Origin of the sequence: Streptomyces sp. NPDC004065 (assembly GCF_044903565.1) — a bacterium.
Classification (GTDB): Bacteria; Actinomycetota; Actinomycetes; order Streptomycetales; family Streptomycetaceae; genus Streptomyces.
This window is the reverse complement of record NZ_JBJDQT010000038.1, coordinates 40,741-64,976: the sequence shown is the minus strand read 5'-3', so window position 1 is coordinate 64,976 and position 24,236 is coordinate 40,741. Positions and strand designations below refer to the sequence as shown.

18 protein-coding genes and 3 pseudogenes are annotated in these 24,236 nt (G+C 69.5%); 8 read left to right on the top strand and 13 right to left on the bottom strand.

Annotated elements, in window-relative coordinates; translation table 11 throughout:
• Window positions 1-63: 63 nt before the first annotated feature.
• Window positions 64-219: a hypothetical protein gene (locus ACI2LW_RS30530; RefSeq protein ID WP_404734486.1), complete on the bottom strand. Its 156-nt coding sequence runs from the start codon at window positions 217-219 to the stop codon at window positions 64-66.
• A 244-nt stretch (window positions 220-463) separates the two neighbouring features.
• On the opposite strand from ACI2LW_RS30530, the pseudogene ACI2LW_RS30525 reads away from it, so the two are divergent.
• Window positions 464-858: pseudogene (locus ACI2LW_RS30525) on the top strand (transposase); the annotation flags it as partial.
• A gap of 1,222 nt (window positions 859-2,080) precedes the next feature.
• On the opposite strand, the gene ACI2LW_RS30520 reads toward ACI2LW_RS30525, so the two are convergent.
• Both ACI2LW_RS30520 and ACI2LW_RS30515 read right to left on the bottom strand, forming a co-directional pair.
• Window positions 2,081-2,548, bottom strand: a complete 468-nt coding sequence (locus ACI2LW_RS30520) for a hypothetical protein (RefSeq protein ID WP_404734485.1) — start codon at window positions 2,546-2,548, stop codon at window positions 2,081-2,083.
• Between the two features lie 387 nt (window positions 2,549-2,935).
• Window positions 2,936-3,274, bottom strand: coding sequence for a hypothetical protein (locus ACI2LW_RS30515; RefSeq protein WP_404734484.1), 339 nt, complete (start codon window positions 3,272-3,274; stop codon window positions 2,936-2,938).
• Between the two features lie 436 nt (window positions 3,275-3,710).
• Here ACI2LW_RS30515 and ACI2LW_RS30510 point away from each other — a divergent pair, with 436 nt between their 5' ends.
• Window positions 3,711-7,265, top strand: coding sequence for a hypothetical protein (locus ACI2LW_RS30510; RefSeq protein WP_404734483.1), 3,555 nt, complete (start codon window positions 3,711-3,713; stop codon window positions 7,263-7,265).
• Between the two features lie 61 nt (window positions 7,266-7,326).
• Here the strand turns inward: ACI2LW_RS30510 and ACI2LW_RS30505 are convergent, their stop codons facing one another.
• Both ACI2LW_RS30505 and ACI2LW_RS30500 read right to left on the bottom strand, forming a co-directional pair.
• Entirely contained in the window at window positions 7,327-7,758 is a 432-nt protein-coding gene (locus ACI2LW_RS30505; protein ID WP_404734482.1) for a hypothetical protein, read from the bottom strand.
• A 209-nt stretch (window positions 7,759-7,967) separates the two neighbouring features.
• Window positions 7,968-9,191, bottom strand: a complete 1,224-nt coding sequence (locus tag ACI2LW_RS30500) for a hypothetical protein (protein ID WP_404734481.1) — start codon at window positions 9,189-9,191, stop codon at window positions 7,968-7,970.
• A gap of 274 nt (window positions 9,192-9,465) precedes the next feature.
• On the opposite strand from ACI2LW_RS30500, the gene ACI2LW_RS30495 reads away from it, so the two are divergent.
• On the top strand, window positions 9,466-9,825 hold the full coding sequence (locus tag ACI2LW_RS30495) for a hypothetical protein (protein WP_404734480.1): 360 nt from the start codon (window positions 9,466-9,468) through the stop codon (window positions 9,823-9,825).
• Between the two features lie 376 nt (window positions 9,826-10,201).
• Here ACI2LW_RS30495 and ACI2LW_RS30490 read toward each other — a convergent pair whose 3' ends face one another.
• On the bottom strand, window positions 10,202-10,918 hold the full coding sequence (locus ACI2LW_RS30490; RefSeq protein ID WP_404734479.1) for a Clp protease N-terminal domain-containing protein: 717 nt from the start codon (window positions 10,916-10,918) through the stop codon (window positions 10,202-10,204).
• Between the two features lie 845 nt (window positions 10,919-11,763).
• On the opposite strand from ACI2LW_RS30490, the pseudogene ACI2LW_RS30485 reads away from it, so the two are divergent.
• The 5 genes and pseudogenes from ACI2LW_RS30485 to ACI2LW_RS30465 all read left to right on the top strand — a co-directional run.
• Window positions 11,764-12,138, top strand: a pseudogene (locus ACI2LW_RS30485) (transposase); the annotation flags it as partial.
• Window positions 12,139-12,453: 315 nt separating this feature from the next.
• Window positions 12,454-12,768, top strand: a pseudogene (locus ACI2LW_RS30480) (MFS transporter); the annotation flags it as partial.
• Between the two features lie 145 nt (window positions 12,769-12,913).
• On the top strand, window positions 12,914-13,258 hold the full coding sequence (locus tag ACI2LW_RS30475; protein ID WP_404734478.1) for a hypothetical protein: 345 nt from the start codon (window positions 12,914-12,916) through the stop codon (window positions 13,256-13,258).
• Between the two features lie 91 nt (window positions 13,259-13,349).
• The gene (locus ACI2LW_RS30470; RefSeq protein ID WP_404734477.1) at window positions 13,350-13,538 is read left to right on the top strand and encodes a hypothetical protein; all 189 of its coding nucleotides are present in this window, start codon (window positions 13,350-13,352) and stop codon (window positions 13,536-13,538) included.
• Window positions 13,539-13,683: 145 nt separating this feature from the next.
• Window positions 13,684-15,711, top strand: coding sequence for a HelD family protein (locus tag ACI2LW_RS30465; RefSeq protein WP_404734476.1), 2,028 nt, complete (start codon window positions 13,684-13,686; stop codon window positions 15,709-15,711).
• Between the two features lie 279 nt (window positions 15,712-15,990).
• Here ACI2LW_RS30465 and ACI2LW_RS30460 read toward each other — a convergent pair whose 3' ends face one another.
• The 7 genes from ACI2LW_RS30460 to ACI2LW_RS30430 all read right to left on the bottom strand — a co-directional run bounded on the left by ACI2LW_RS30460 (window position 15,991) and on the right by ACI2LW_RS30430 (window position 24,027).
• Window positions 15,991-17,097 (bottom strand): XdhC family protein, encoded by a 1,107-nt coding sequence (locus ACI2LW_RS30460; RefSeq protein ID WP_404734475.1) that lies wholly within the window; start codon window positions 17,095-17,097, stop codon window positions 15,991-15,993.
• A gap of 65 nt (window positions 17,098-17,162) precedes the next feature.
• Window positions 17,163-18,647 carry an FAD-dependent tricarballylate dehydrogenase TcuA gene (gene tcuA / locus ACI2LW_RS30455; RefSeq protein WP_404734474.1) on the bottom strand — a complete coding sequence of 495 codons (1,485 nt, stop codon included), beginning with the start codon at window positions 18,645-18,647 and terminating at the stop codon, window positions 17,163-17,165.
• Window positions 18,648-18,742: 95 nt separating this feature from the next.
• Window positions 18,743-19,738 carry an NADPH:quinone oxidoreductase family protein gene (locus ACI2LW_RS30450; RefSeq protein WP_404734473.1) on the bottom strand — a complete coding sequence of 332 codons (996 nt, stop codon included), beginning with the start codon at window positions 19,736-19,738 and terminating at the stop codon, window positions 18,743-18,745.
• Window positions 19,726-20,193, bottom strand: a complete 468-nt coding sequence (locus ACI2LW_RS30445; RefSeq protein ID WP_404734472.1) for a PaaI family thioesterase — start codon at window positions 20,191-20,193, stop codon at window positions 19,726-19,728. Before ACI2LW_RS30445 ends, ACI2LW_RS30450 begins: the two co-directional genes overlap by 13 nt.
• Window positions 20,190-21,860 (bottom strand): class I adenylate-forming enzyme family protein, encoded by a 1,671-nt coding sequence (locus tag ACI2LW_RS30440; protein ID WP_404734471.1) that lies wholly within the window; start codon window positions 21,858-21,860, stop codon window positions 20,190-20,192. Before ACI2LW_RS30440 ends, ACI2LW_RS30445 begins: the two co-directional genes overlap by 4 nt.
• Window positions 21,861-21,947: 87 nt before the next feature.
• Window positions 21,948-22,559: an SRPBCC family protein gene (locus ACI2LW_RS30435; RefSeq protein WP_404734470.1), complete on the bottom strand. Its 612-nt coding sequence runs from the start codon at window positions 22,557-22,559 to the stop codon at window positions 21,948-21,950.
• Window positions 22,560-22,644: 85 nt separating this feature from the next.
• Window positions 22,645-24,027, bottom strand: coding sequence for an MFS transporter (locus tag ACI2LW_RS30430; protein ID WP_404734469.1), 1,383 nt, complete (start codon window positions 24,025-24,027; stop codon window positions 22,645-22,647).
• Window positions 24,028-24,236: the final 209 nt, after the last annotated feature.

Genomic DNA, 24,236 nt, shown 5'->3' with positions numbered 1-24,236 from the left:
GACCCCCGTCGAGTACGAGACCATCATGACCCCACCCGCAGCTCTGGCTGCATAACCCCGCTGTCACCTGATCATGCAGCAGTCCCGCTCTCGCATCCCGTACCGGCCCTGATGGCCGCTGACCGAGGGACGCGCGGCCTTCCACGCGGCGATCACCGGCTCCATCAGCGCCCACTGCTTGCCGGACAGGTCGGTCTTGTAGCGACTGCGCTCGCTCACGCTGTTCAGCCCAGCACACCCAAGCCCGCCGACCAACCCGCAGTCTCATGCGTTCAGGTTATGACAGATCATCCATTAACTCACATACCGCCCTCTGAGAGCTCTCGCGAAGACGAACGACCGTGCAGTTCGCTGGGGTTGCGAACGGCTGGTGATGTTGTGCCCCGAGCACTTCCATTAGGGAGCACGCGCACCCTGCACAGGCTCTGGCCTGCACAAACAGCGGATCACCAGGGAGAACATGATGGAAATCGCAGGGTTACCAGTACCGGTGTTCTGCGGGGTGGACTGGGCAGAAGACCACCACGATGTCGCGCTCGTCAACGCCGGCGGCACACGGCTCGCCAAGCTGCGAATCAACGATGATGTTGCTGGATTCACGGCTCTGCTGACCGAGCACGGAGACAGCAAGGATCACCCGATCCCGGTCGCGATCCGAGACGTCCCGGGGACTACTGGTCGCATGTTTGCGGGCGACGGGACGCCCAGTGTTCGCGAATCAATCCGCTGGCTGTGGCCCGCTGTCGAGACCGGCACTCAGTCGCGAGGAAGAAGTCGGACGCCATCGACGCTGCTGCTCTGGCGAACATCCTGCGCACTGACATGGCCGCTCACCGGCCTCTGCCGAAGGATTCCGAGGCTGGCCTCCCCCGGTGACGCAAGCGCCGTTCCGCCGCAAGCGGGGGTTACGGCCGGTTGTCGCGCCTACTGCCAGGGCCGTGGGGTGTACCCGTGTGCAGGCACTGTCGGGTAACCCGGAGGCGGGAATCCAGGAGTACGAGGCATCCAGCGGACGTGAACTGTGCGTCCACTGCTCTCGGCATGCGGTGCACGATTTCTCCTGCTTGGCTCAGGATGAGCACGCTGGCGTCGGTGGGTAGCGCGATTGACCCGGTATCCGGATCCGCGTTGGCTGGGTGCAGTCCGGGGTCAGCGCGTTGCCACTTGACGTGGCCGGAGGTGTCGAGCAACCGCGTCGCGGTCTGTGGACCGTGGACGGTGTCGTCAGTGAAGCGCTGTACCAGGACGGTGTCTGTGGTGACCGAGCACCGGCCGATGTGGGTCACTGGCAGGGCTCGTAGGGCGCCGCGCCCGGGCTGCGCCAGTGAGGCGTGGTTCGCGTCATACAGGACCATGGGGGTTCGCTGCCCAGCCAGACAGGCGCTCGTGGCGGCGGTGTGGCTCGGTTTCGAGACGGTCCACCCGGCAGGTCCGCGGGTGAGGAGCCGGTATTCCGCTTCCTGTCCCTCGGACGTGAGAAGGACAGCAAGTGACCGGTCTCGGGCGGTGAACAGCTGAGGATTACTCCCGGCGAGCGGGTACCGCTGAGACCTGTCGGAGCGACGAATCTCCAAGACCTGGGTACCGCCTGGGACCGTGCGGGCAACGATGGCGTCCGACGGCGTGTCGGCCCAGAGCACCAGCCCGGCTGCGGCGGCCTCCACGCGTCGCGCCGAGCCGATCCGCCAGATGGTCGATGAACGCCCAGTAGCGTCGGCGGATCCCGAGCCGACCGCGTCCGGACAGCGCCTCAGGCACGAGACCTCGGCCGAGCCAGCCATGTTCCGGTCCCTCCAGCGCACCGTACCGTGTTCGTCGACTCCCACCACTGTTGCTGAGCGCGGATCCAGTACGAGGGCCCCATAGCGGTCAGCGTCCAGGATCACGGGTGCGGCGAAGGCAGTCTCCGGCCCGCCTTCCTTCGGGGGCGAGCTGTGGGTGACCGTCCCGCGCCATGAGACGGCCACGGCGATGAGGCACAGCAGCACTATGCCGCCGAGCACCGTCCTGGCCCTTGCGCTCCCAGACTTCCGCCCGCCCGCGGCCGGCACACGCCGGCCGCGGGCGGGCGGCATGGCCGCTAGTACTTGATGTAGGCGGCGCACGAAGGGTCCGGTCCTGTCACGTCGAAGGTCGCATGGCCCTTCAGGTACGGCCTGGAACTGCGCGGGACACGCTTGCTCACGGTCCTGGTCTTCGTCTGGCCTCCCCACACGTTGTCCCCGCTCGTCCACGCCCACACATCCGTGCCGTCACCTTTACGGAGCCGCAGGTAGACGTTGTTGTGGTGGCCGCCGTTGCGTTCGATGGTGAAGCTGGCGTTGGTGACCCAGACGGTGTTCTGGCTGGCGAAGTTGTACTCCGTGCCGATGGACAGGATTCCGCCCCGGCTGCTGCAGCTGCTGTACTTGCTCGCGGCGGACGTCGTGGTGGTCGCGCCCGCCGTGACCGCCAGCCCGATCGCGGCGATCGATACGGCGCGAACGACCCTCTTCCTTCGAACCGTGCGGACCGTGGTCGCTGCGTCGTGGTTCTGCCGTGAGGTCATCTGTCATCCTTTCGTTGATATTTGGCGTCCTGATGCGGAATGGCGGAAATGGTCCGCCCGTTCGGAGCTCGGCCCGAGCGGGGCGGCGCCGCCCACCCTCGTGGGGCAGTAGTTGCTCCGGCAGCGGTGCCACCGTGGCGGCGTGATCGAGTTCAGCCGACTGGGGATTGAATGGGCAGTCGGCTTTGCCAGCCTGATGAACGGAGCGCATGTGCCGGACGGGTTGCGGGAGCGGCTCCAGCGGGCGGGTGGTCCCACCCGCTCCATCGAAGCCGCAGGGCGGCGGCCGGCTCCGAGCCTGGTACCGGTAGCCGGAACGCAACGGCGCCACCGCCCGGATGACCGTCGAGGCGCTTGCTCCGGCTGGCTACCTTGCGGGGGCACCAGTCAGCAGACAACCGTCTTACAGTAGTGCTGGGTGCTTGGAGACCAGGACTCGTGGACGACACTGTGGTTGGCCATTTTGTGGCAGCCGCCGGTGCCTCCCAAGAGGCCTCCTGTGACGACCGCGACGTACATGGTCTTGCCGCAGTAGTTGCTGAGCCTGACGTAGGCGAACGTCTTGTGTACGTGGCGGTGGATGCAGGCTGGCGCGGTGCCGCCTGCTGCAGTAATTGCGGTTTTCGGTACGGCAGCGGTGGCGGCGGGTGCCGTGATGCCGAGGGCGGTCAATCCTACGAGCGCTGTGGTGGCTGCGAGCGCACTGATCCGCTTGCCGGTGCTCATGTTCCGACTCCTCCTTTGCTGCCGGCTGCGGCCATCCGATGCAGGCATTTCGTTCCCCCTTCCTCATCGTGCTGAGCGAGCCACCGGGAGTGCCTCGGGCGAAAGACTCTTCAGTGGCCCTGCTGCGTTCACGTCATCGAGTTCAGCGGCCCGTGGATTGAATGGGCAGCCGGTTTCGCCACTCGGATCAATGGCCGCACTGCAGGTCACACACCGCTGGCCAAAGAAGGTGCCTGTGGTTTGCCTTCCGCCACGCGCCTGCCTAGCGTGGCGGCTCGTCGTGCCGTGTCCACGGGGAACCGGGGGACAGTTGGGGGTGCTGTCGATGGCGGGGCGTCGGGAAAGCCCACTTGACCCTAGTGCCGGGCCAGTTGCGCGCTTCGCGTTCGAGTTGCGCAAGCTCCGCGCGCAGGCCGGCAGTCCGACGTACCGCTCGATGGCGCAGCGCACCAGTCAGGGGGCAAGCACGCTGTCGCAGGCAGCTGGGGGAGAACGGCTGCCGACCCTGCCGATCGTCCTCGCCTACGTCCAGGCTTGTGGCGGCGACCCGGAAGAGTGGGAGGAACGGTGGCGTGAGGCAGCCGCAGAGGAGGCTGCTCAGCCTCGCCTCCCAGACGAAGGTGCGGAGCCTCCCTACCGGGGGCTGGCCCGCTTCGAGGTCGGCGACGCCGACCTGTTCTTCGGCCGCGACAAGCTGACCGACCGCCTGCTCGAACTGACCCGTTCCCGCCGGTTCACCGCTGTGTTCGGTCCGTCGGGCAGTGGCAAATCCTCCCTGCTGCGCGCCGGCCTCATCCCGCGCCTGCGCGGCCCGCAGGCGACCGGTCCGCGGCCGGCCGCCGTACGCGTCCTCACTCCCGGGGAGCATCCCCTGCGCGTCCACGAGCCACGGCTGCTACCCAAGGACGCCGACGGTGACACGTGGCTGGTCGTCGACCAGTTCGAAGAGCTCTACACCCTCTGCACCAGCGCGGCCGAACGCGACCAGTTCATCGACCGATTACTGGCGGCAACCGATGCCGCGAGCCATCTGCGCGTCGTCATCGCCATGAGGGCCGACTTCCTCGGCCGTTGCGTCGAACACCCCGCCCTGACCGCCGCGTTACACGATGGGACCGTGCTGGTCGGTCCCATGAGCCGCGACGAGTTGCGCGAGGCCATCACCAAACCCGCCCAGTCCGCGGGGATGATCGTGGAACGTGCCCTGACCGCCCGCATCCTCGACGAGGTCGAAGGCGAACCCGGCGCCCTGCCCCTGCTGTCCCACGCGCTGCTGGAAACCTGGCGCCGCCGCAAAAGCCGGGCGCTGACCGAGGCCGCCTACGAAGCGGCGGGCGGAGTGCACGGCGCTATTGCCCGCACCGCGGAGCGCACCTACTGCGACTTCACCCCCGAACGCGCCGCGTTCGCCCGCCGTATCCTGCTCAGACTGATCAACCCGGGCGAGGGGGATCATGACACCCGCCGTCCCATTCACCGGTCCGAACTGGACACCATCGTTGCTTCCGAGGACCTCGCCATCGTCCTGGAGCGGCTGGCCGGCGCCCGGCTGATCACCTTGGAGGAGGACACCGTCGATCTCGCGCATGAGGCGTTGATCACCGCTTGGCCGCGCCTGCATACCTGGGTCGAGGAGAGCCGCGAGCGGCTGCGCACCCACCGGCGGCTGGCGGAGGCCGCCCGGACCTGGGACGAGCTGAAGCGCGACTCCGGAGCGCTGTACCGGGGGAGCCGACTGGCGCTCGTCCGCGACTGGGCTTCCCGTGATGGCAGTCGCGACGAACTCAATGCGGTGGAGCGCGCCTTCCTCGACGCGAGCGTCAGCCAGGAGGACAGCGAGCGGGCCGCAGCCGTGCGGCGCAATCGCCGTCTGCGACTTCTCGCCGCTGGTCTTGCGTTGCTGCTGCTCGTGGTGACGGGCGTCAGTGTGGTCGCCCTGCAACAGCGCAGAGACGCCCTGCGGGCCCAGCAGGCCGCTATCTCCAGGCAGTTGGCGGCAGAGGCGCTCGGCCTTGTTGATACCCGTCCGGTCACCGCCATGCTGCTGAGCATGGAGGCCTTCCGCGCTGCGCCGACGTTCGAGGCGCGCAGCGCCATGTTGACCGTCTCGATCCATCAGTATTACCAAACCGAGCTGTCCGGTCATGATGACGCCGTCTCCGAGGCCGCCTTCAGTCCTGATGGAACGCTCGCCACCGTTAGCCGCGACCGTACGGTGGTCCTGTGGGATGTGAGCGCACGGCGGAAGCTGGCCACTCTGACCGGACACCGCACCTGGCTGCGGGCGGTGGCCTTCAGTCCTGACGGGCGCACGCTGGCAACGGGAGGCAACGACGGAAAGCTGGTGCTCTGGAATGTCGCGGCGCGCAAGCCGTCGGCGGTCCTGCCCGGCCACGCGGGGCAGATCAAGGGCATCGCCTTCAGTCCGGACGGCCGGACGGTGGCCACGGCCAGCGCGGATCACACGGTGAAACTCTGGGACACTGGCCGCCGGACCCTGCGGCGCACCATATCCGGCCACCACGGCATCGTCTGGGCGGTGGCGTTCAGCCCCGACGGGCGCACGCTGGCCACTGCCGGCGCGGATCACACGGCGAAACTCTGGGAGGCAGCGACGGGAAGGCGGATCGCCACGCTTACCGGTCACACCCGGTCCGTCGATGACGTCCGCTTCAGTCCGGACGGCCGTACCCTGGCCACGGCCAGCGAGGACTGGACAGCGAAGTTGTGGGACGTCCGGCGCCACACCGGCGTGGCTACGCTGTCCGGTCACAGTGGGGAAGTCCGAGCCGTCGCCTTCAGCAGCGACGGGAGCACCCTCGCCACGGGGGGAAACGACAGATCGGTCATGCTGTGGGATGTCCGGAGCGGCACCCGCCTGACCACGCTGGCCGGGCAAAACGCCAACATCTATACGCTCGCCTTCAGCCCGCGCGGCTCTTTTCTCGTTTCGGCCGGCGAGGACGGCAAGGTTGCACTCTGGGACACCGCGCGAATCCCGCTGTCCGGCCACCGCGACCGTGTCGACGATGTCCAGTTCAGCCCCGACGGGCGGACGCTCGCCACCGCCAGCAGCGACGGGACCGTGGTGCTCTGGGACACCAGGCGCCGTACGCGCAGTGCCACACTCAGGAGCAGAACCGGCCCCGTGAACGCCGTGGCGTTTGCCCCTGACGGGCGTACCCTCGCCACGGCGATCGGTTCCGACACCCTCGCTTTCTGGCATACCTCGGGCCACGCCCAGCCCGTCGGACTCACCACCGGGAACACAGGGCGCGTCACGGACGTGGCGTACAGCCCCGACGGGCGCATGGTTGCGACGGGCGGTGCGGACAAGAAGGTGATCCTGTGGGACGCCGTCCGCCACACCCGCCTGGCCTCACTCACCGTGGCGTCCGGAGAGGCCGAAACCGCTGTGAACGGCGTGGCCTTCAGTCCAGACGGCCGATTTCTCGCGACCGCCAACCACGATCACCAAGCCACGCTCTGGGACGTCACAAGACGGGTCAGGCTGGCCACGCTGAAGGGGCATACGGGGGACCTCAGGTCCGTGGCCTTCAGCCCGGACAGCCGCACGTTGGCAACCGCGGGTATCGACCAGAAAGTGATGTTGTGGTCGGTGTCCACACACACCCACGTCGCCACCCTCGCCAACAGCACCGGGCCTGCGTTCGCTGTGGCATTCAGCCCGAACGGCCGCATCCTCGCCACGGCCAACTCGAACGCCTCGGTGATGCTGTGGGACGTCTCCCGACGCCAGCCACTGGCCACGCTGACCGGGCACACCAAACAGGTCAGGTCGCTCGCCTTCAGCCCGGACGGCCGATCGCTGGCCAGCGGCGGGGACGACCAGCTCGCCATCCTGTGGAACACCGACACCCAGCACACCACTCAGGAGTTGTGCCAGACAGCGGGCCGTAATCTCACACAGCAGGAATGGCATCAGCTCATCCCCGCAATGGCGTACCACAAGACCTGCCCCACAGCATGACCGGTGGAGGACATGGTGCAAAGCCTCATCCAACTGCGTGTCCTGTTACCGGACGGGCACGTCAGCAGCGAATGTCGACGATTTGGATTTTCTGGCCGTCCCGTACCTTGTGCCAGCCCGGGCCGACCGTCCTCAGCCCAAGCGAACGCTTGACCTTGCATCCGGGGCCCACCCAGTATCCGTCGACATCCTTGACGCCGACGTCGTGACCGTTCTGGCCTGGTTTGAGCACATGCCAGGTCGACCTGTCGCGATACTTCCCCCAGTTATCGGTGATCAGGAGGTTGTACCGGTCGTCGCGGTTGTAGACGTTGCCGCAGATGTGGCCGTGGAATAAGCAGACACCCAGCGGGCCGACCTCCGCATCCAGTTGATGCCCGGCGCCGGATCCTGCGCCAGGGGCGGTGGCGGCCGCAGACGGCCCCGAGAGAGCGGCGAAGGCCACCGCCAGGGCGGCGATGACTGAGCGCTTTGAACGCAAGGCTTCCTCCAATGATCCCGAGCTGCTGGGCCATTCGTGACGTTCTCGTTCTCGACCGTAAGGTGTGTACGCGGCCTGCCTGCATCGCAAAATCGTTTGCTGGCCTACTTTCATAAGGTTGGCCTGACCCGCCCGGAGGCGCAGCCGGTTTCGCCCTGGGAAAAACATGGGGCCCTGAAGGCGCCGCTGACGTTCCTGCGACCCACCAGACTGCGGGGCGATCAGTGGGATCGGCTGCTGAAGTCGTGCGCTGCTGCGGCATCCACGGCGAGCCCGGCCACCGGGCGCTTGCGGATGTCGGAGTGCGCGCCGGAGAAGGGCTCTCCCTCCACGTTGTTGATGACGCCGGCGGCGTTGACCCGGTAGAAGGTGCCGGGCGCAAACCCGTAGTCAGTGTCGTGCTCGGCCGACATCACCCGGTCCTCCGACGGATTCACTGCCTGGTACCCGTCGGCGCCCATGCCACCCCAGCGCCCCGCGGCCTTGGCCTCCACGTCCTGCCGGGCCAGGAAGGAAGCCTTCGGGTACCACACGCCGACTGCCCAGTCGAAGACGCTGAACGTGGCCACCAGAGGGCCATGTACCCGATCGGCAAAGGCGTTCAGAGCACCCGGGCTACCGAAAGGGTTGTCCTTCGCATGAGAGAACGACCAGTGAGAGAACGCACCCTGCAGGAGCAGCAGTGACGCTACCGGGCTCTGCGCCGGCGCGCTGATGCCGGACAAGGCGAAGGCAACCAGGCGGGCACCGAAGCTGTGGCCGATCAGATGCACCCGCACGGAGGACGACCGTCCCTGCAGTGCTTCAAGCAGCGGCCCCAGCCCGCTGCGGCCGATGTCACCAGCGCGAGCCTTCATGATCGTGTACGAGAGTACTCGCACAGCGTCCTTGGCACCGTTGATGGCGCGTTCGAACCAGTCGCCAATGCCTTGCGTCGCGGAACCGGGCGGAGCGCTGCCGAAAACCTCGGCAGCCGCTTCGTATCCCGTCTTGGGGTCTGCCGTCCGCAGCAGTGCAATTTCACCCGAGTCCTCGAACTCGCCATCGGGCGCCGACGGCACCAGAGACTTCAGCAGCTGGTGGATCTGCCGCAGCCGCTCCTCCTTCTCCGCCCCGGACTCGTTCGAGGCGACCGCGATCTCGCCCTGGTCAATGAGCCGCCCCATCTCCATCACCGTCCGCTGCTGCGACGGGTCCGCGAACCCCGGCTGGAGAAAAGCGGCGATCTCCCTCCCGGAAAGCGCTGCCGTCCCGGCGCTGAGATCCACCACGGCGCCGCTCCCGGCCTGCGTCGCGCCGGCCGCTGGTGGAGGCGTCGCCTGCGTGGGCGGGAACCACAAGGAAGGCCAGTAGATGCCGACGAAGCCCACCCTGCCGATGCCCGCCCGGCCGGTCGCGGTCCGGGCCAGGGCCACACCGTGCGCGGTGGACTGCACGATGTCCACGCCCGTCACCGTGCCGCACAAGGCCCAAGCCGTCGCCGATCCCGTGCACGAAGAGGCCCGCAGCCGCCAAAAGGCGCTCCCCCTGCCCAACCACCAAGGTGATGATCGCAGCCATACGGAACGACGACGCCCGATCACGCTCAGCCAGACCCCACTCGAACAGGCCGCAGACTACGACGACCCGCCAGGAATCAAGCCAAGCCGTCTCACCTCTCCACAGCCCCAAAGCCCCGCCCCGGCCACCCGCGCGCGACGATGCGTAGAATCCGCTCCCATGCCAAAGCCTGACGAGCTGATCGTTGCCATCGCCGCCCTCGTGGAGTCAGGGCAAAGCAATCAGATGTCCATGACCGTGGTCATCGGTGGTGCCGTCATCACCGGCCGGCTCGCTCCAGAAGCCATGTGGCGCCAGAGGGTGTCGGAAGTCCTCACGGACTCCGCCGACCTCCGCGCATTCTCCACCGCCTTCCACTCCCCCGCGAAAACGGACGGACCGCCCACCCATCTGCACTTCCACCTGGCCCGGATCCTGCAGGGCGCCGTCGGCATCCCCGAGACAGGCGGAATGTACCGCGTAGCGATCGAAGACATCAGCGCCTGGACCATCGGCGACTTCAGCTACTCCGACCACTGACACACCACCCGCACCGAAACCAGCACAACACAGCTCAGCATGCGGTCGGCCCACCCGCACACCGGAAAAACCCCCACCCCGCCCCGGGCGCGGTCCCCGGGGCCGGGGCCCCGCCGTGGTCACGGCTCATCCGGAAGGAAGACCGAACAGGCCGGCGTGATGCCGGTTCACGGGCTCCCTCAAACTCCGCCCGAAGGCAGGCAGCCAGGCCTCCACCACCGGACGGACATGTGACCCCAGCCGGCCACGGTCCCGGTCGACCAAGCCGCACAGCAGGGGCAGCAGGCACCGGTGATGGGACTTCCCGGGACGAGCCATGAGGACCGCCGACCGTGAGGTCGGCGGCCCCTTGGGAAGTGGTGCGGTGGGTGGGGGGTCAGCGGTTCTGGGATGAGTGGGTGTCCGCCGTCGTGGCGTTGAGGGCGGCTGGGTCGAAGCCGGCCTCGGTCAGGACATTGGCGGCCACTCCGCGGCCGACCTGGGCAAGGCCGATCAGCAGGTCCTCGCAGTCGATGCGCTCGGAGCCGTTCTGCTCCGACCGTGCCTCCGCGATGGCGATGGCTTTGCGGGAGTAGGGCGTCCATGCGATGCGTTCGGCTGCTTGGGAGGCGCCCATGCTCAGCCGGGTGCCGACGGACCGGTGGACCGTCTCCGGTGAGACGCCGCCGGACTGCAGGAGCTGGGTGGCGCTGTTGTCCTGTGCGGTCAGTCCCCAGAGCAGGTGTTCAGTGCCGATGTAGTTGTTGCGGTGCTGCACTGCTGCCTGTTTGACGTGGGCCATGGCCTGGCGGAGGTCGTCGGTCATCGTCTCGGGGCTGTATCGCTTGTGCGGTGCGCGGAAACGCTGCTGGACCGCCTGTCGGGTCACGCCCAGGGCGGCGCCGATGTCGGTCCATGAAGAGCCGTGCATCCGGCAGTGCTCGACGTAGTCCTCGACCAGGTCGTCTGCCAGCGCCTGCAACTGGCCTGCGAGTTGGGCGGCAACGGTGAGGAGGGCGAGCCAGTCCGGCTGTTCTTGTCCGCCGGGGCGGTGCGCGGTGTCGCATCTGCGGTCGACTTCCGCGATGAGATCGTCCAGGTCCGGAAGAGCCATGAGGCAAGTACGCCTTGACAATTCAAAATTGTCAAGGCGTACTTGCCTTGCAGCATGTGTGTGTCCGGGCAATCTCCGCATCGGGATGACGTCGGGACCGATGGGCATGGGAGGACGTGCGACTTCTGGGGCGTCCAGCAGAGCGACGAGGGTGACGGGCTGTTGGCAGTGGAGGCAGTTGCGGGTTGCCATAAGCTCCAACGGGTCTCGTTCGGCGACGAGTTGGCGCCCGGGGCGAGTGACGGTTTTGGGTGGCGGTGGGAACTCCGGCCGTATCTGCGGCGGTGAAAGCGGCGCCTCACCAGGCGGCGGGCCCGGGCCTCGTCACGTTCATGCTCACGCCGCCGTTCGGCATCCTTGCGGCATGCGGGCGAGCCACAAGACCCGCCCCACCGCCGTGGGGGCGCGTCAAAGACGTTCTCGCAGGCAGGGCAGGTTCGCTGCTCGTGGTATTCGCTGCTGTTGAACGCCTTGTGCCGACACTCGGGAGAGCAGTAGACGCGACGCTTCACGCGGCCGTAGACAGTGAACCCGTTGGCCAGACCGGGCAGGTCATCTGGGCAGGGATTTTCCGCCGGTTGACCTCGAGGCAGGTGGGTGAGCAGAACACCTGCCGACTGGTGCTGCCGGCGACGGCGAAGACGGTCTCGCAGACCGGGCAGCGTCGGGCCATGGCGTCGCCGGGTTTCGTGCCGAAAAATCGGAGCCGCCCGAATGCGGGCGCCTTTGGGTGAAGCCCGCTTCACGCGGTGGCCGTTGGCCGCTGCTCTCTGCCGAGTGAGAAACGGGAGGTGTGACCGATGGCTGTCTCTGTGATGGCTCCGCCCACAACCAGAAATTCATCGACGTCGATACCCGGCATCGGTGTCAGGACCGCCGTAGTCCTCCTGGCCACCGTCGGCGACGGCACCAGCTTTCCCAGCGCCGCTCACCTGGCCTCCTACGCCGGCCTCGCCCCGGCCACGAAGCAGTCCGGCACCTCGGTCCACGGCGAACACGCCCCCAGAGGCGGGAACCGGCAGCTCAAACGCGCAATGTTCCTCTCCGCGTTCGCAGCACTCCACGACCACGCCTCCCGCACCTACTACGACCGCTGCCGAGCCCGCGGCAAAACCCACACCCAAGCCCTCCTCCGCCTCGCCCGCCACCGCATCAGCGTCCTCTTGGCCCTGCTCCGCGACGGAACCTTCTACGAACCAAGGAGCCCGCGCCTCGCTTGACGAAAGACATAGAGGCACCCCCCGGGGGCACCACTCCCCCGGCGGGACGCCGACCGTCGATCATGCCGCCTGCAGCGGTGTCCCGCGACCCAGGGCAGAATTTCCGCTCAATTGCAACTCCATCCGGCGGCGGAATTCTCCAAAAGGCGAGTCCGACAGAGGCACAAAATAATTCGGAGCGCAAATCCAGCGGAGGCATACCACCCCGTTCGATCGCAAGAGCCTTGACGGAATTCATAAGCTTGACATCATTGTGGGGCCTGCTTATAGTCCTCGTCGCTTCTCGTTTCTACCGATCGATATCCAAAGGTATTCATGACCGCGCCTCCCACGCTGCCCAAGTCCCGGCAGCGGTCGATCCTCGCCGTTCTCATGGTGTGTTCGCTGCTGATGTGGCTCGGCAACACCGTCCTCAGCATTACCCTCAAGACCCTCGCCGACCCGGTCGAAGGGCTGGGTGCCAGCCCGGCCGAGCTGCAATGGGCCACGGGCGCCTACACCCTGGTCTTCGCCACCTTGATGCTCACCGCCGGCGCGCTGGGCGACAGCTTCGGCCACCGGAACGTACTCGAGGTCGGCTTGGTTGTCTTCGCCGGCGCCTCGATCTGGGCGGCGTACGCCGGCGACGCGGGCCAGCTGATCGCCGCCCGGGCCGCGATGGGCGTCGGCGCCGCGCTGATCATGCCCGCGAACTTCGGGCATCCTGCTGTGGACCTTCACCGGCCCCGGGCGGGCGACCGCCATCGCCATTTCCTCGACGTCCGCCGGTGTCGGCATGGCGGCGGGCCCGGTACTGGCGGGTGTCCTGCTCGACCACTTCTGGTGGGGCTCGGTCTTCCTCGTCAACGTCCCCATCGTCGCGCTGGCGCTGGCCGGTATCGTCCTGCTGGTCCCCAACTTCCGCAGCGCTGCGGTCCGGCCGCTGAACCCCGGCGGGATGCTGCTGTCCATCAGCGGACTCGCCGCGCTGGCCTACGGCCTGATCCGCGCGGGGCAGGTGGGCGCCTGGAGCCGTCCGGACGCCTGGGCACCGATCGCGGCCGGGCTCGTCCTGCTGGCCGCTTTCGTACTCGTCGAAGCGAGGACCAAGGAACCCACGCATTGGGCCACTCGCCGATGAAGGCCGGCCTGGCCAATGTTCCGACCGCGCTGGGCGCTGTCGTGGGGGTGCCCCTGGGCGCACGGCTGCCGATCACGCGTTCATCCACGCCATGCACGTCGGCGCGGTCTGGATCATGGTCATCGCCCTCTTCGCCACGGCCGTGCTGGTGATCGCCCTGTCCGCGGCCGGAAAGAAGGCCGGGGAGGAGACGGCGGAGGAGACCGGCGGGAAGACGGGTCCGGCCCCGGAACCGGACCACGAAGAGGGCCTCAGCCCCGAGCCGCGCTCCACCGCCTGATGGACGGTGCGGTGCTTCGGATCGTGCGGCGGGCGGCAGCGGCAAATTTCACCCCAGAAGTCAAGTACGGCTCGAAATCGAAGGGGCCCTGTTGTCGGCAATCAATGATCCCGCCGAGCGTGCGGTTGCGGCGGAGCAGGATTATGTGTCCTGCTTGTACAAGGTGCTCACGGAGCGGCTTTCCGAGGCACGGGAACAGCGGGCCGGTGTGCTGAAGGCGTCGGCGGACAGCCCCGACGAGGCCTACGAGAGAGAAATCGCCACCGAGCGTCTGACCAAGGAAATCAGCCGGCTGGAGGGCGCCGAAAAAGGGCTGGTCTTCGGGCGCATCGACTGGACGGACGGCATGGCCCTGCGCATCGGGCGGATCGGGCTGCACACGGAGGAGGACGACCTGCCGCTGCTCGTCGACTGGCGCGCGGACGCGGCGCGGCCCTTCTACGAGGCGACCCCGGTCCACCCGATGAACCTGCGGCGCCGCCGCCACCTGCGCCTGGAGGAGCGCACGGTCGTCTCGGTGAGCGACGAGATCCTGGACGGGTCCGCCCCGACCGACGAGGACGTCGTGGGAGACGGCCCGCTGACCGAGGCTCTGTCGGCACGGCGCACGGGCAGGATGCACGCGGCCGTCGCCACCCTGCAGGCCGAGCAGGACGAGATCGTCCGCTCCGCCCACCGCGGGGTGACCGTCGTACAGGGCGGGCCCGGCACCGGCAAGACGGTGGTCGCCCTGCACCGCGCGGCCTATGTCCTGTACGCGTTCCCGCGCGCCGCGGAGGAGGGTGTCCTGGTCGTGGGCCCCAACGCCCGGTTCCTCGACTACATCTCCCAGGTCCTCCCCTCACTCGGCGAGAACGACGTCGTCCTGGCCACCCTTCCGGAGCTGGCCGGAGTGTCCGCGGACACGACGGAACCGCTCGACACGGCGCGCCTGAAGGGCGGTTCGGACCTCGCCGACGCGCTGGCCGGCCTGCTGCGCGTCCACCAGGCCCCCGCCGGTGACTTCACCGTGCGGGTCGGACAGGAGCGGATCCACCTCCCCCACGAGGAGGTCGCCGCGGCGCGCAAGGCAGCCCTGGCAGCCGTGTCCGGGCACAACCCCGCGCGCGAGGTGTTCAAAGAGCTCCTGGTCGACGCCGTCACCGACGCGATGCAACGAGACATGAGCGATCTCCTGGAGCAGATCGACGTCGATGCCGAACGGATGACGGGCATCAACCTCGACCGGTTCACGGGGGCCGCCCAGCGTCGTGCCGAGGGTGCGGCCGACCCGGGTCCGGTCCACGAACTGGACCTGGACGCCATCCGGGCCGACCTCCTCGACGACGCCGATTTCGACCGAGCGGTCGAGGCGCTGTGGCCGTGGCTGATACCCGGTGACCTCGTGCGGGCGCTGCTGACGGACGCCGGCGCACTCGCCGAGCACCTGCCCCACCTGTCCGCGCAGGAGCGGTCCCTTCTGCTGCGCGGGCCGGACGACCCCTGGACGGATGCCGACGTGCCGTTGCTGGACGAGACGGCGGGCCTGGTCGACGGCGCTCCCGAGCGGACGTACGGGCATGTCGTCGTCGACGAGGCGCAGGAACTGACCGCCATGCAGTGGCGGATGATCGTCCGCCGCTGCCCGGCACGGGCGATGACGCTGGTGGGTGACTTCGCCCAGGCCGGTCCGGTCACCACGGCACGCGACTGGAAGGAAGCCCTGAGCCCTCATGTCGGACCGCGGTTCAGACTGCACAACCTGACCGTCAGCTACCGCACCACGCAGGAGATCCTGGAAAGCGTCCGGGACCTGCTCGCGCGGATCGCTCCGGAGCAGGTGCCCACGCGGTCACTGCGCAGCGGTGAGAGTCCTCGCACCGTGACCACACCCGCGGACGGGCTGGTCGCCGCCGTCGTGCAGGAACTCCGCTCCCAGAGCGCCGCGCACCCGGGCGAGTTGCTGGGCGTGATCTGCGCGGACAGCAGGGTGAGCGAGCTGACGGCCCAGGGCGTCGCCCATCATGGGCGCATCGTGCCGGCGTCCGAGGCGCGCGGCCTGGAGTTCGACGGGGTCGTGGTCGTCGACCCCGACGAGATCGTCGCGGCGCGCCCCGGCGGTGAAAGGGACTTGTACGTGGCCCTGACCCGGGCCACCAAGCGCGTGTGCACCGTCACCGTCCAGCCCGCCTGACGGCTCGCCGCCCGCCCGTGTCGCCGTCGCGGGCGGGCGCACGGTCCCCTGACGCCGGTGCGGGCGCGGCCACCGCGGCTGCTGCGCGGCGTGGTTGATCAGTTCCTTCATGGCCTCCTCGCGGGAGTCCGGTGTCGCCGTAGTCGAAGCTGTGGGTGCACTCGGCGTGGGGGAAGTACCGAAGGAGCCAGAGGGTGCGGTAGTGGCCGGGCAACATGCACGGCTGGAGTTCGCCGTACACAGGACCAGTCCCGACGAGGCCGCCGTGGCGCGGCGCGTTCACGGACCCGGAGCGGCTGACGCGTGGATGGGCCCGGTGAGGGTGGCCAGCCTCCGCCCGGTGGCTCCGGTACGGGTGGCGAGGATCTCGGCGGCGATGGACAGTGCCGTCTCCTCGGGTGTGCGGGCACCGAGGTCCAGGCCGATCGGTGAGGCGAGCCGGGCCAGTTCGGCCTCGGTGACACCGGCCTCGCGCAGCCGGTCGAAACGGTCGTCGTGGGTCCGCCGGCTGCCCATCACCCCGATGTATCCGGCCGGCGTGCGCAGCGCGGTGAGCAGCAGTGGTACGTCGAACTTGGGGTCGTGGGTGAGGACGCACACCACCGTGCGCTCGTCGACCTCGGTGGCGGCGAGGTAGTCGTGCGGCCAGGCCCGCACCACCTCGTGGGCGTCCGGGAACCGCTTGCGGGTGGCGAACACCGGGCGGGCGTCGCACACCGTGACGTGGTAGCCCAGGTAAGCGCCGATCCGGCTGAGCGCGGCGGCGAAGTCGATGGCGCCGAACACCAGCATCCGCGGGGGCGGGGCGAAGGACTGCACGAGGACGTGCACCTCGTCCATCCGCCGCTGCCCTTGTGCCCCGTAGTGCTTGGCGCCGCTCACGCCCTGCGTGAGCATGCTGCGGGCGTCGTCGGCGACCGCCGCGTCCAGCTCCGGGTCACCGAGTGTGGCCCTGGTGCGGTCCGGCCAGACGTACAGCTGTGCCCCGAGCGGCGCGCCGCCGCCGGTGACCGTTGCCACCGCGACGGGCTCCGTCCGGTCGAGCGAGCCGAGGACCGCGCCGAGGGGTGAGTCCGGCCCGACCCGCTGCACCAGGACCTCGAGGGTGCCGCCGCAGGTCAGGCCCACCGAGAAGGCATCCTCGTCGCCGATGCCGTAGGTCTCCAGCCGAGGTCGCCCGGTCTCCAGCACCTCGGTGGCGGCCTGGTAGACCGCGCCCTCGACGCAGCCGCCGGAGACGCTGCCCACGGCCTCGCCCGCTCCGTTCACCGCCATGACCGCCCCGGGCAGGCGTGGCGCGCTGCCGCGTGCCGCGACCACGGTGGCCAACGCGAACGCGGTCTTCTCCTCGTGCCAGTGGAGCAACTGTGGCAGCACGTCACGCATGGGTGTTCGTCCTCCGATCGCCGTCATGGGGTGGGCCGCCGGGCGGTGGGCGGGCGGCGGTGCGGCTACGCCGCGTCGGCCACGGCGGTGCGGCCCGCGCGGCGGCCGAAGACGGCCCCCGAGGTGAGGCCCGAACCACCGGGGTAGTTGAAGTAGAACAGGCCGCCGACCAGCTCACCGGCCGCGTACAGACCGCTGATCGGGCGCCCGGCCCGGTCCAGCACCCGGGCCTGCGGGTCGATCCGCAGTCCGCCGAAGGTGAAGGTGATGCCGCAGGTGACCGGGTACGCCGTGTAGGGCGGCGTGTCCAGGCGCTGCGCCCAGTTGGACTTCGGCGGGGTGATGCCGGTGGTGGCGCTGCCGTCCTTGATGGTGGGGTTGAAGGTGGCGTTGCCGGTGACGGCCGCGTTGTACTCCTCCACCGTGCGCACGAACTCGGCCTCGTCGATCCCGAGCGCCTTGGCCAGATCCTCGATGGTGTCGGCCTCGACCTTGGTGACGCCGGCGGAGCGGTACTCCTCCGGGCGCAGCAGCGGCTCCGCCTTGGCGTCGAAGACCTGGACTGCGGTGCTGCCGGGCTGTTTGAGGATCTCGGCGCCGTACTTGGCGTAGGTGTAGTTGCGGAAGTCCGCGCCCTCGTCGAGGAACCGCCGGCCCTCGGTGTTGACCACGATGCCGAACGGGTAGCCGCCGCGGGTGAGCTGGTTGGTCCGCTCCAGGTCGCCGGTCGGCGGTGCCTCGGCGTCCCAGGCCACCGAGTGGCAGCCGCTCCAGTTGCCGTACGGCTGGGCGCCTGCGTCGAGCGCCATGGTGAGGCCGTCGCCGGTGTTGTACGGGGTGCCGCGCACCAGCGCCATGTCCCAGCCGGGGCCCAGGTGGGCGGCCCGCATCTGCGGGTTGGCCTCGAAGCCGCCGCAGGTCAGGATGGTGCTGCGGGCGTGCAGCTCCTGGACGGTGGAGCCGTCGGCGACGAGCACGCCGCGCACCTCGCCGTGGTCGCCGGTCACCAGGCCGGTGACGTTGGCGTCGTAGCGGACCTCGATGCCGGCGGCGTCGGCCGCGGCCTGGTGCTGGGAGATCATGCCCTTGCCGCCGCCGACCACGCCGAGCGCGAGGCCGCCCCAGAAGCGGAACCGGCCGTCGTTCTCGTAGGCCTGCCGGTGGAACATCAGCTCGAAGCGGAGGCCGAGGTCGTGCAGCCAGGTCATGATCTCACGGGACTCGTCGACCAGGATCTGGGCGAGCACCGGGTCGGTGCGGTTGCGGGTGACCCGCTGCATGTCGGCGAGGAAGTCGGCGGCGGAGTACGGGGCGAGGTCGACCCGGTCGAGCCGCTGCTCCGCGGGGTCGTCCAGGAGCGGCCGCAGATCCGCGAGGCCGCCGTGGGTGGTGCGGACCGCGCCCGCGGTGAAGTACGAGTTGCCGCCGGCCCACTGCTTCGGCGCCTTCTCCAGCAGCAGGACGCGTGCGCCCTGCTGCCGTGCCGAGTGCGCCGCGGAGAACCCGGCGTTGCCGCTGCCCACGACGATGACGTCCCACTCTTCGGCCATGATGTCCCTCTCCACGAATGTCGTACGGCCGCACCCGTCCATGGCGGGACCGGGGGCCGTGAGTACCTGGGTTTGTCGATGGGGGGCCGGCGGGCCTACTCCCGCGGCTCGAGGACGAGCCGGCCGGGCGCCGCGCGCTCGGCGATCATCGTCAGTGCCCGCCGCCACTGGGAGAGCGGCAGCGCGGTGCTGGGCGGGGCCTTGACGGCGCCGGCGGTGTAGAACGCGAACAGTTCGCGGTAGCACTCCGCCATCAGGTCGGGGCGCCGCCTGCGGTAGTCGCTGATCTGCAGCCCCGACACCTCGATGTTCTTCAGCAGCGTGTAGTTGACCTTGAGGGTCGGGATGCGCCCGGCGGCGAAACCCACGACCACCAGTCGGCCCCGCCAGGCGACCGAGCGGATCGCGCCGTCGAACGGGTCGCCGCCCAGCGGGTCGATCACGATGTCCACGCCGGCCCCGTCGGTGGCGGCGAGGACCTGTTCCTTGACGCTCTCCCTGAGGTCCGGCCGGGACAGGTCCACCACGCCGTCGGCGCCGGCCGCGCGTACCGCGGCGGAACCGTCCGGGGACGACGTCCCGGCCAGGACCAGGCCCGCGCCCATCGCCTTGGCGAGCTGGACCGCGGCCCCGCCGACCGCCCCGCCGGCGCCCAGCACCAGCACCGACTCGCCGGGCTGGATGCGCGCCCGCTCCCGCAGCGCCATCCAGGCGGTGTCGAAGGCCAGCGAGATCGCGGCGGCGTCGGCGAACGGCATCGCGTCGGGCAGCCGGTACACCTGCCGGTGGTCGGCTTTCACCAGCTCCGCGTACCCGCCGTATTCGGCCATGGCCAGTACCCGGTCGCCGACGGCGAGATGGCTCACCCCCGCTCCGAGGGCTTCCACGACCCCGGCGGGCCCCTTGCCCGGGGTGTAGGGGAGCTCCGGCTTGAACTGGTAGGCGCCGGTCAACGTCACCAGATCGACGTAGTTGACGGGCGCTGCCTCGACCCTCACGAGCACCTCGGCCGCCGCGGGGACGGGATCGGGGGTCTCCTGGAGGGCGGCGCTGTAGGACGGGCCCAGCTCGTCCACCATTACCGCGCGCATACGGCCTCACCTCCGGTCTCGGGTCCGCGCTCGGCGCGGGGCGGGGCGGAGGTGCTGAAGGTGCCCCGTCCGGCCGCGACGAGCGCGCCGGAGGCATCGAGCACCTCCACATCGGCCCGGGCGACGGAGCGGCCGGCCCGGAGCACCTTCCCCTTGGCGGTCAGCGGGCCGCCGGCGGCGGCCCTGAGGTAGTCGATCCGCAGATCGACGGTGGGGGACACACGGCCGGTGCGCACGGCGACAGCGGCGTGCGCCGTGATGTCGACGAGCGAGGCGAGGACCCCGCCGTGGAAGAAGTCGCTGTCCCGGGCGAGGCGGAACTCGGGGCGGTACGGCAGCCGGACGACCACGGTGCCCTCGTCCGCGTCCGCCGCGACGGCCTGGGGCCGCAGGAAGTCGTGGTACGGGCAGCGGGCCAGCTCGGTCTCCAGCCGGTCCAGGGCGGCGGCGGTCACGCGTTCACCGCCGGTGCCTTGAAGCGGACCGCTGTGGGCACCGCCCGCCCGTCCTCGACCTGCGCCACCAGGTCGCGCTTGGAGACCTTGCCGGACGGCAGCAGGGGGATCTCCGCCAGCCGCAGGAAGTACTCCGGCATGTCGTACTTGGACAGCCCGAGGGTGTCCAGGTGGACCAGGAGCTCGTCGGGCTCGACCTCGTGACCGGGCTTCACCGTGACGACCAGGCAGACCTTCTCGCCGAGCCGGTCGTCGGGCACCGGGACGACGGCCGCCTTGGCCACGGCAGGGTGCCGGGTGACCAGGTTCTCGATCCGGGCCGGGAAGATGTTGTGGCCGCCCCGGATGATGACGTCCTTCTTGCGGCCGGTGATCCTGATGTAGCCCGCCGCGTCGACCCAGCCCAGGTCGCCGGTCATGAACCAGCCGGAGGAGTTGAAGGACTCCTCGGTCGTCGCCTGGTCGTCGAAGTAGCCGAGCATCAGGGAGGCGCCCCGGCCGCCGATCTGGCCGACCTCGCCCGGTGGCAGCTCCCGGTCCGGGTCCTCGCGCGAGAAGATCCGCGCCTCGTGCCCGGCGCAGGGCCGGCCGGAGGACTCGACGATCAGCCGGGGCGGGTCGTCGGGCCGGGTGTAGTGGTGCGACCCCGCCTCCGTCATGCCGTATCCGCTCTGCGGCACGATCCCGTGTGCCAGCAGTCCCTCGGCCACCACCGGGGTCATCGCGGCGCCGGAGACCCGGAAGCCCTTCAGGGCGGGGAGGCCGGGCGCCCCGGGCCGCCGCAGCTCCGCCAGCAGGTCCATGGCGTGGGTGGGGACGCCGAACAGGAAGGTCGCCCCGGTCTCCCGCAGCCGCTCGAGCATGCTCGCGCCGCGCGGCAGGTCGTGCACCACCAGCCGCCCGCCCCCGGTCAGCGCCATGATCATGGCGCCGAATCCGAGGTTGTGGCTCAGCGGGGAGGCCGAGTACACCACCATGTCCTGGTCCAGCGACCAGTCCTTAGCCAGCGCCCGCGCCGGGGCGAGCAGGGTGTTGTCCGAGTGCATCACGCCCTTGGGCCGGCCCACCGTCCCGGAGGTGAAGGCGAGGTAGACCACCGAGTCCGGGTCTCGCCAGACCTCCTTGGGCGCCGCGGGGGCGGGCAGTTCGGCGAGCACCGGGCGGCCGGCGGCGTGCTCGCCGAGCGGTTCCAGCCGCAGTACGTACCGCAGGCTGTCGACCTCGCCCAGCCGCCCGAACAGGTCGCGCCGGTCGGCGTCGGCCCCGTAGCCGTCCTCGGCTATCAGCGCGGAGGCCCGCATCCGCCGCAGCACCTCGACGATGTCCGCGACGGTGTGGTCCCGGTGCAGGGACGGGGAGACGACATAGCCGTTGCGCGAGCAGGCCAGTACGGCGACCGCGGTCTCGATGCGGCTGGGCAGCCAGACCGCGACGCGCTGGCCCGGCCGCACCCCGCCCGCCTCCAGCGCCCCGGCCAGGCGGTCGGCCGCGTCGAGCAGATCCCGGTAGGTGACGGAGCGGAAGCGCTCCTGGATCGCGATCGCGTCGGGCCGGAGCTCGGCCTGGGCCCGCACCATCGAGTGGATCGTGTCGTCCCGCCAGTGCCCGGCCGCGTAGAAGGCGCGCAGCCGTTCTCCGCTCAGCAGGGTCAGCATCGTAGAGGTCATGCGGTGTGTCTCCGGCTTCTGTCTGTCCAGGGGGTCGTGCCGAGCAGCCGACGGCTCGGCTCCGGTGCGGGGTGGCGGGATGTCATGTCACCGTGCCGTGGCGGACTCGCGGCCGGTGATGCGGCGGAGGAACCGGCCGACGGCCCTGGCCATCGCCCAGAACAGCAAGGACAGCCCGCCGACCGGTGCGGCGGCGGTGTCCTGCGGGGCCGGCTGCCCGGCCGCCGCGGTGCCCGGCCCGGCCGCCGAGTCGGCGGCGATCTTGGCCTCCAGCCGCTGGGCGAAGTCGCGGGAGAGCCGCTGGGAGACGTCCTTCATGACGCCCCGGCCGAACTGGGCGATCCGTCCGGTCACCCGCAGGTCCTGCTCGATGGCCACCTGGGTGCCGCCCTCCGGGGAGTCCGTGAGGCGGGCGACGACCTGGGCGTTGGCCCCGCCCTTGCCCTGCTTGTCCTTGGCGCTGCCGGAGATGGTGATGACTCTGGCCGCCTCGTCGCGGGACTCGATGACCGCCGTCCCCTGGAGGTTGAGGCCGAGCGGGCCGACCTTGAGCGTCACCTGGCCCAGGTATTCGTCCTCCGAGACCTTCTCCAGGATCTCCGCGCCGGGGACGCAGGTGACGACCTCGTCGACGTTGAGGAGGTACTCCCAGACCTTCTCCACGGGCGCGTTGACGTGGAATTCGGATTCGATGCGCATGTGTCTGCCTCCACTGTGCTCAAGGCGGGTCGGTGCCGGCCGGGGCGGCGGGCTGTCGGGGTGGCGGGGCGGGGCGGGGCGGCGGTCAGGGCACCCGGACGCCGGGTTCGGGGGTGCGCTCGGCCGGCTCCGTGTGCAGGGTCAGTCCCTGCCCCTTGGTCTCCGGGCCGAGGACCAGGGTCAGCAGCAGCACCAGGCCGACCACGGCCGAGGTGACGCCGAAGGCGCCGACCAGGCCGAGCACGGGCCACAGGACGCTGCCGAGCAGGATGGGGGCGAGGCTGGCCGCGATCCGGCTGATCGCGGAGGCCCAGCCGAACCCGGTGGCCCGCAGCAGGGTCGGGTAGATCTCGGGGACGTAGACGTAGAGCGTGGCGATCAGCAGCTGGACGGAGAAGCCGTAGACGGCCAGCCAGACCGCCGCGTCGCGGCCGACGTCCAGCCACAGGGCGAACATGACGATCCCGCCCGCCGAGCCCAGTCCGCCGACCAGGAGCCCGCTCTTGCGGCCGAGGACGTCCACCAGCCAGGCCGAGAGCAAGGTGCCGATGACGCCGGCACCGGTCATCAGGGTGGTCTTGAGGAAGGCCGCATAGCGGCCGAGTCCCTCACCGACCAGAATGGACGGCATCCAGTTCAGCACACCGTAGTAGAGGAAGAACACGGTGATGAAGAGCCCCCAGATCAGCATGGTGTTCTTCCAGCTGAATTTCCAGATGTCGCCGAGCCGGCTGACGAACACCACGGGGGACAGTCGCGATTCGTCGTTGAGCTGCGGGCTCCGCCATTCCTGAACCGGAGCGCCGGTGCGGCGCACCAGGTCATCGATGACCGCGCGTGCCTCGGCCTCCCGATTGCGCCGCAGCAGGAAGAGCGGCGATTCAGGAACTCCTCTGCGGATCCACACCGCCAGGATGGCGGGGACGACCATCAGGCCGAGCATGAGCCGCCAGTCCTCCAGCGGCAGCATGAGGGTGGACATCAGGCCGCACAGGGTGGCGCCCAGCGGGAACGCGATGCCCATCAGCGCCATGACGCGGCCGCGGACCTTGCGCGGGGTGAACTCCGAGACCAGGGAGTAGTCCACCGGCAGGCATCCGCCCAGGCCGGTGCCCTCGATGAAGCGCGCGAGGAGCAGGATCTCGAAGTTCGGGGAGAGCGCGCAGGCCAGCGAGGCGCACCCGTAGACCAGCACGGTGAGCATGAACACCCGCTTGCGGCCGATCACGTCGGCGACCGTGCCCCACGCGAACGCGCCCACCGCCATGCCGGCCAGCCCCGCCGCGCCGAACAGGCCGAGCTGCGCGGCGCTGAGCAGCATGTCGGCCTTCAGCAGCGGCAGGACATAGCCGGCCAGGACGACGTTCCATCCGTCGAAAAGCAGGCCGAGTCCGGCCAGTAGTGCGATCTTGCCGTGAACGCGCCATCTCCATGGCAGGTTCTGAATTACTTCATCGCCGGTACGCACAAGTACACCCGACCTCTCCTGGAGATTGGTCCGGCCTTTCGGGCCTGTGATCGAAATTCCGCTTTCTTCCCCCTCGCCATGCGATCCGGGGGGCGGTGCTGATTTCGGGCGGTACGGTCGGCAGCCGTTTTATGAAACGTCGTCCGGCGGCCATTTCGTGGCGACTGTATACAGCGGTATACAGCGCGGTCAATCCTTCAGTGAGGAGA

Coding starts and splice junctions, on each gene's coding strand:
- ACI2LW_RS30470 (WP_404734477.1), top strand. CDS start 13,350: ATGCACGTCGGCGCGGTCTGGATCATGGTCATCGCCCTCTTCGCCACG.
- ACI2LW_RS30475 (WP_404734478.1), top strand. CDS start 12,914: ATGGCGGCGGGCCCGGTACTGGCGGGTGTCCTGCTCGACCACTTCTGG.
- ACI2LW_RS30515 (WP_404734484.1), bottom strand. CDS start 3,274: ATGAGCACCGGCAAGCGGATCAGTGCGCTCGCAGCCACCACAGCGCTC.
- ACI2LW_RS30450 (WP_404734473.1), bottom strand. CDS start 19,738: ATGCGCGCGGTAATGGTGGACGAGCTGGGCCCGTCCTACAGCGCCGCC.
- ACI2LW_RS30495 (WP_404734480.1), top strand. CDS start 9,466: ATGCCAAAGCCTGACGAGCTGATCGTTGCCATCGCCGCCCTCGTGGAG.
- ACI2LW_RS30510 (WP_404734483.1), top strand. CDS start 3,711: ATGGCGCAGCGCACCAGTCAGGGGGCAAGCACGCTGTCGCAGGCAGCT.
- tcuA (WP_404734474.1), bottom strand. CDS start 18,647: ATGGCCGAAGAGTGGGACGTCATCGTCGTGGGCAGCGGCAACGCCGGG.
- ACI2LW_RS30440 (WP_404734471.1), bottom strand. CDS start 21,860: ATGACCTCTACGATGCTGACCCTGCTGAGCGGAGAACGGCTGCGCGCC.
- ACI2LW_RS30460 (WP_404734475.1), bottom strand. CDS start 17,097: ATGCGTGACGTGCTGCCACAGTTGCTCCACTGGCACGAGGAGAAGACC.
- ACI2LW_RS30435 (WP_404734470.1), bottom strand. CDS start 22,559: ATGCGCATCGAATCCGAATTCCACGTCAACGCGCCCGTGGAGAAGGTC.
- ACI2LW_RS30520 (WP_404734485.1), bottom strand. CDS start 2,548: ATGACCTCACGGCAGAACCACGACGCAGCGACCACGGTCCGCACGGTT.
- ACI2LW_RS30490 (WP_404734479.1), bottom strand. CDS start 10,918: ATGGCTCTTCCGGACCTGGACGATCTCATCGCGGAAGTCGACCGCAGA.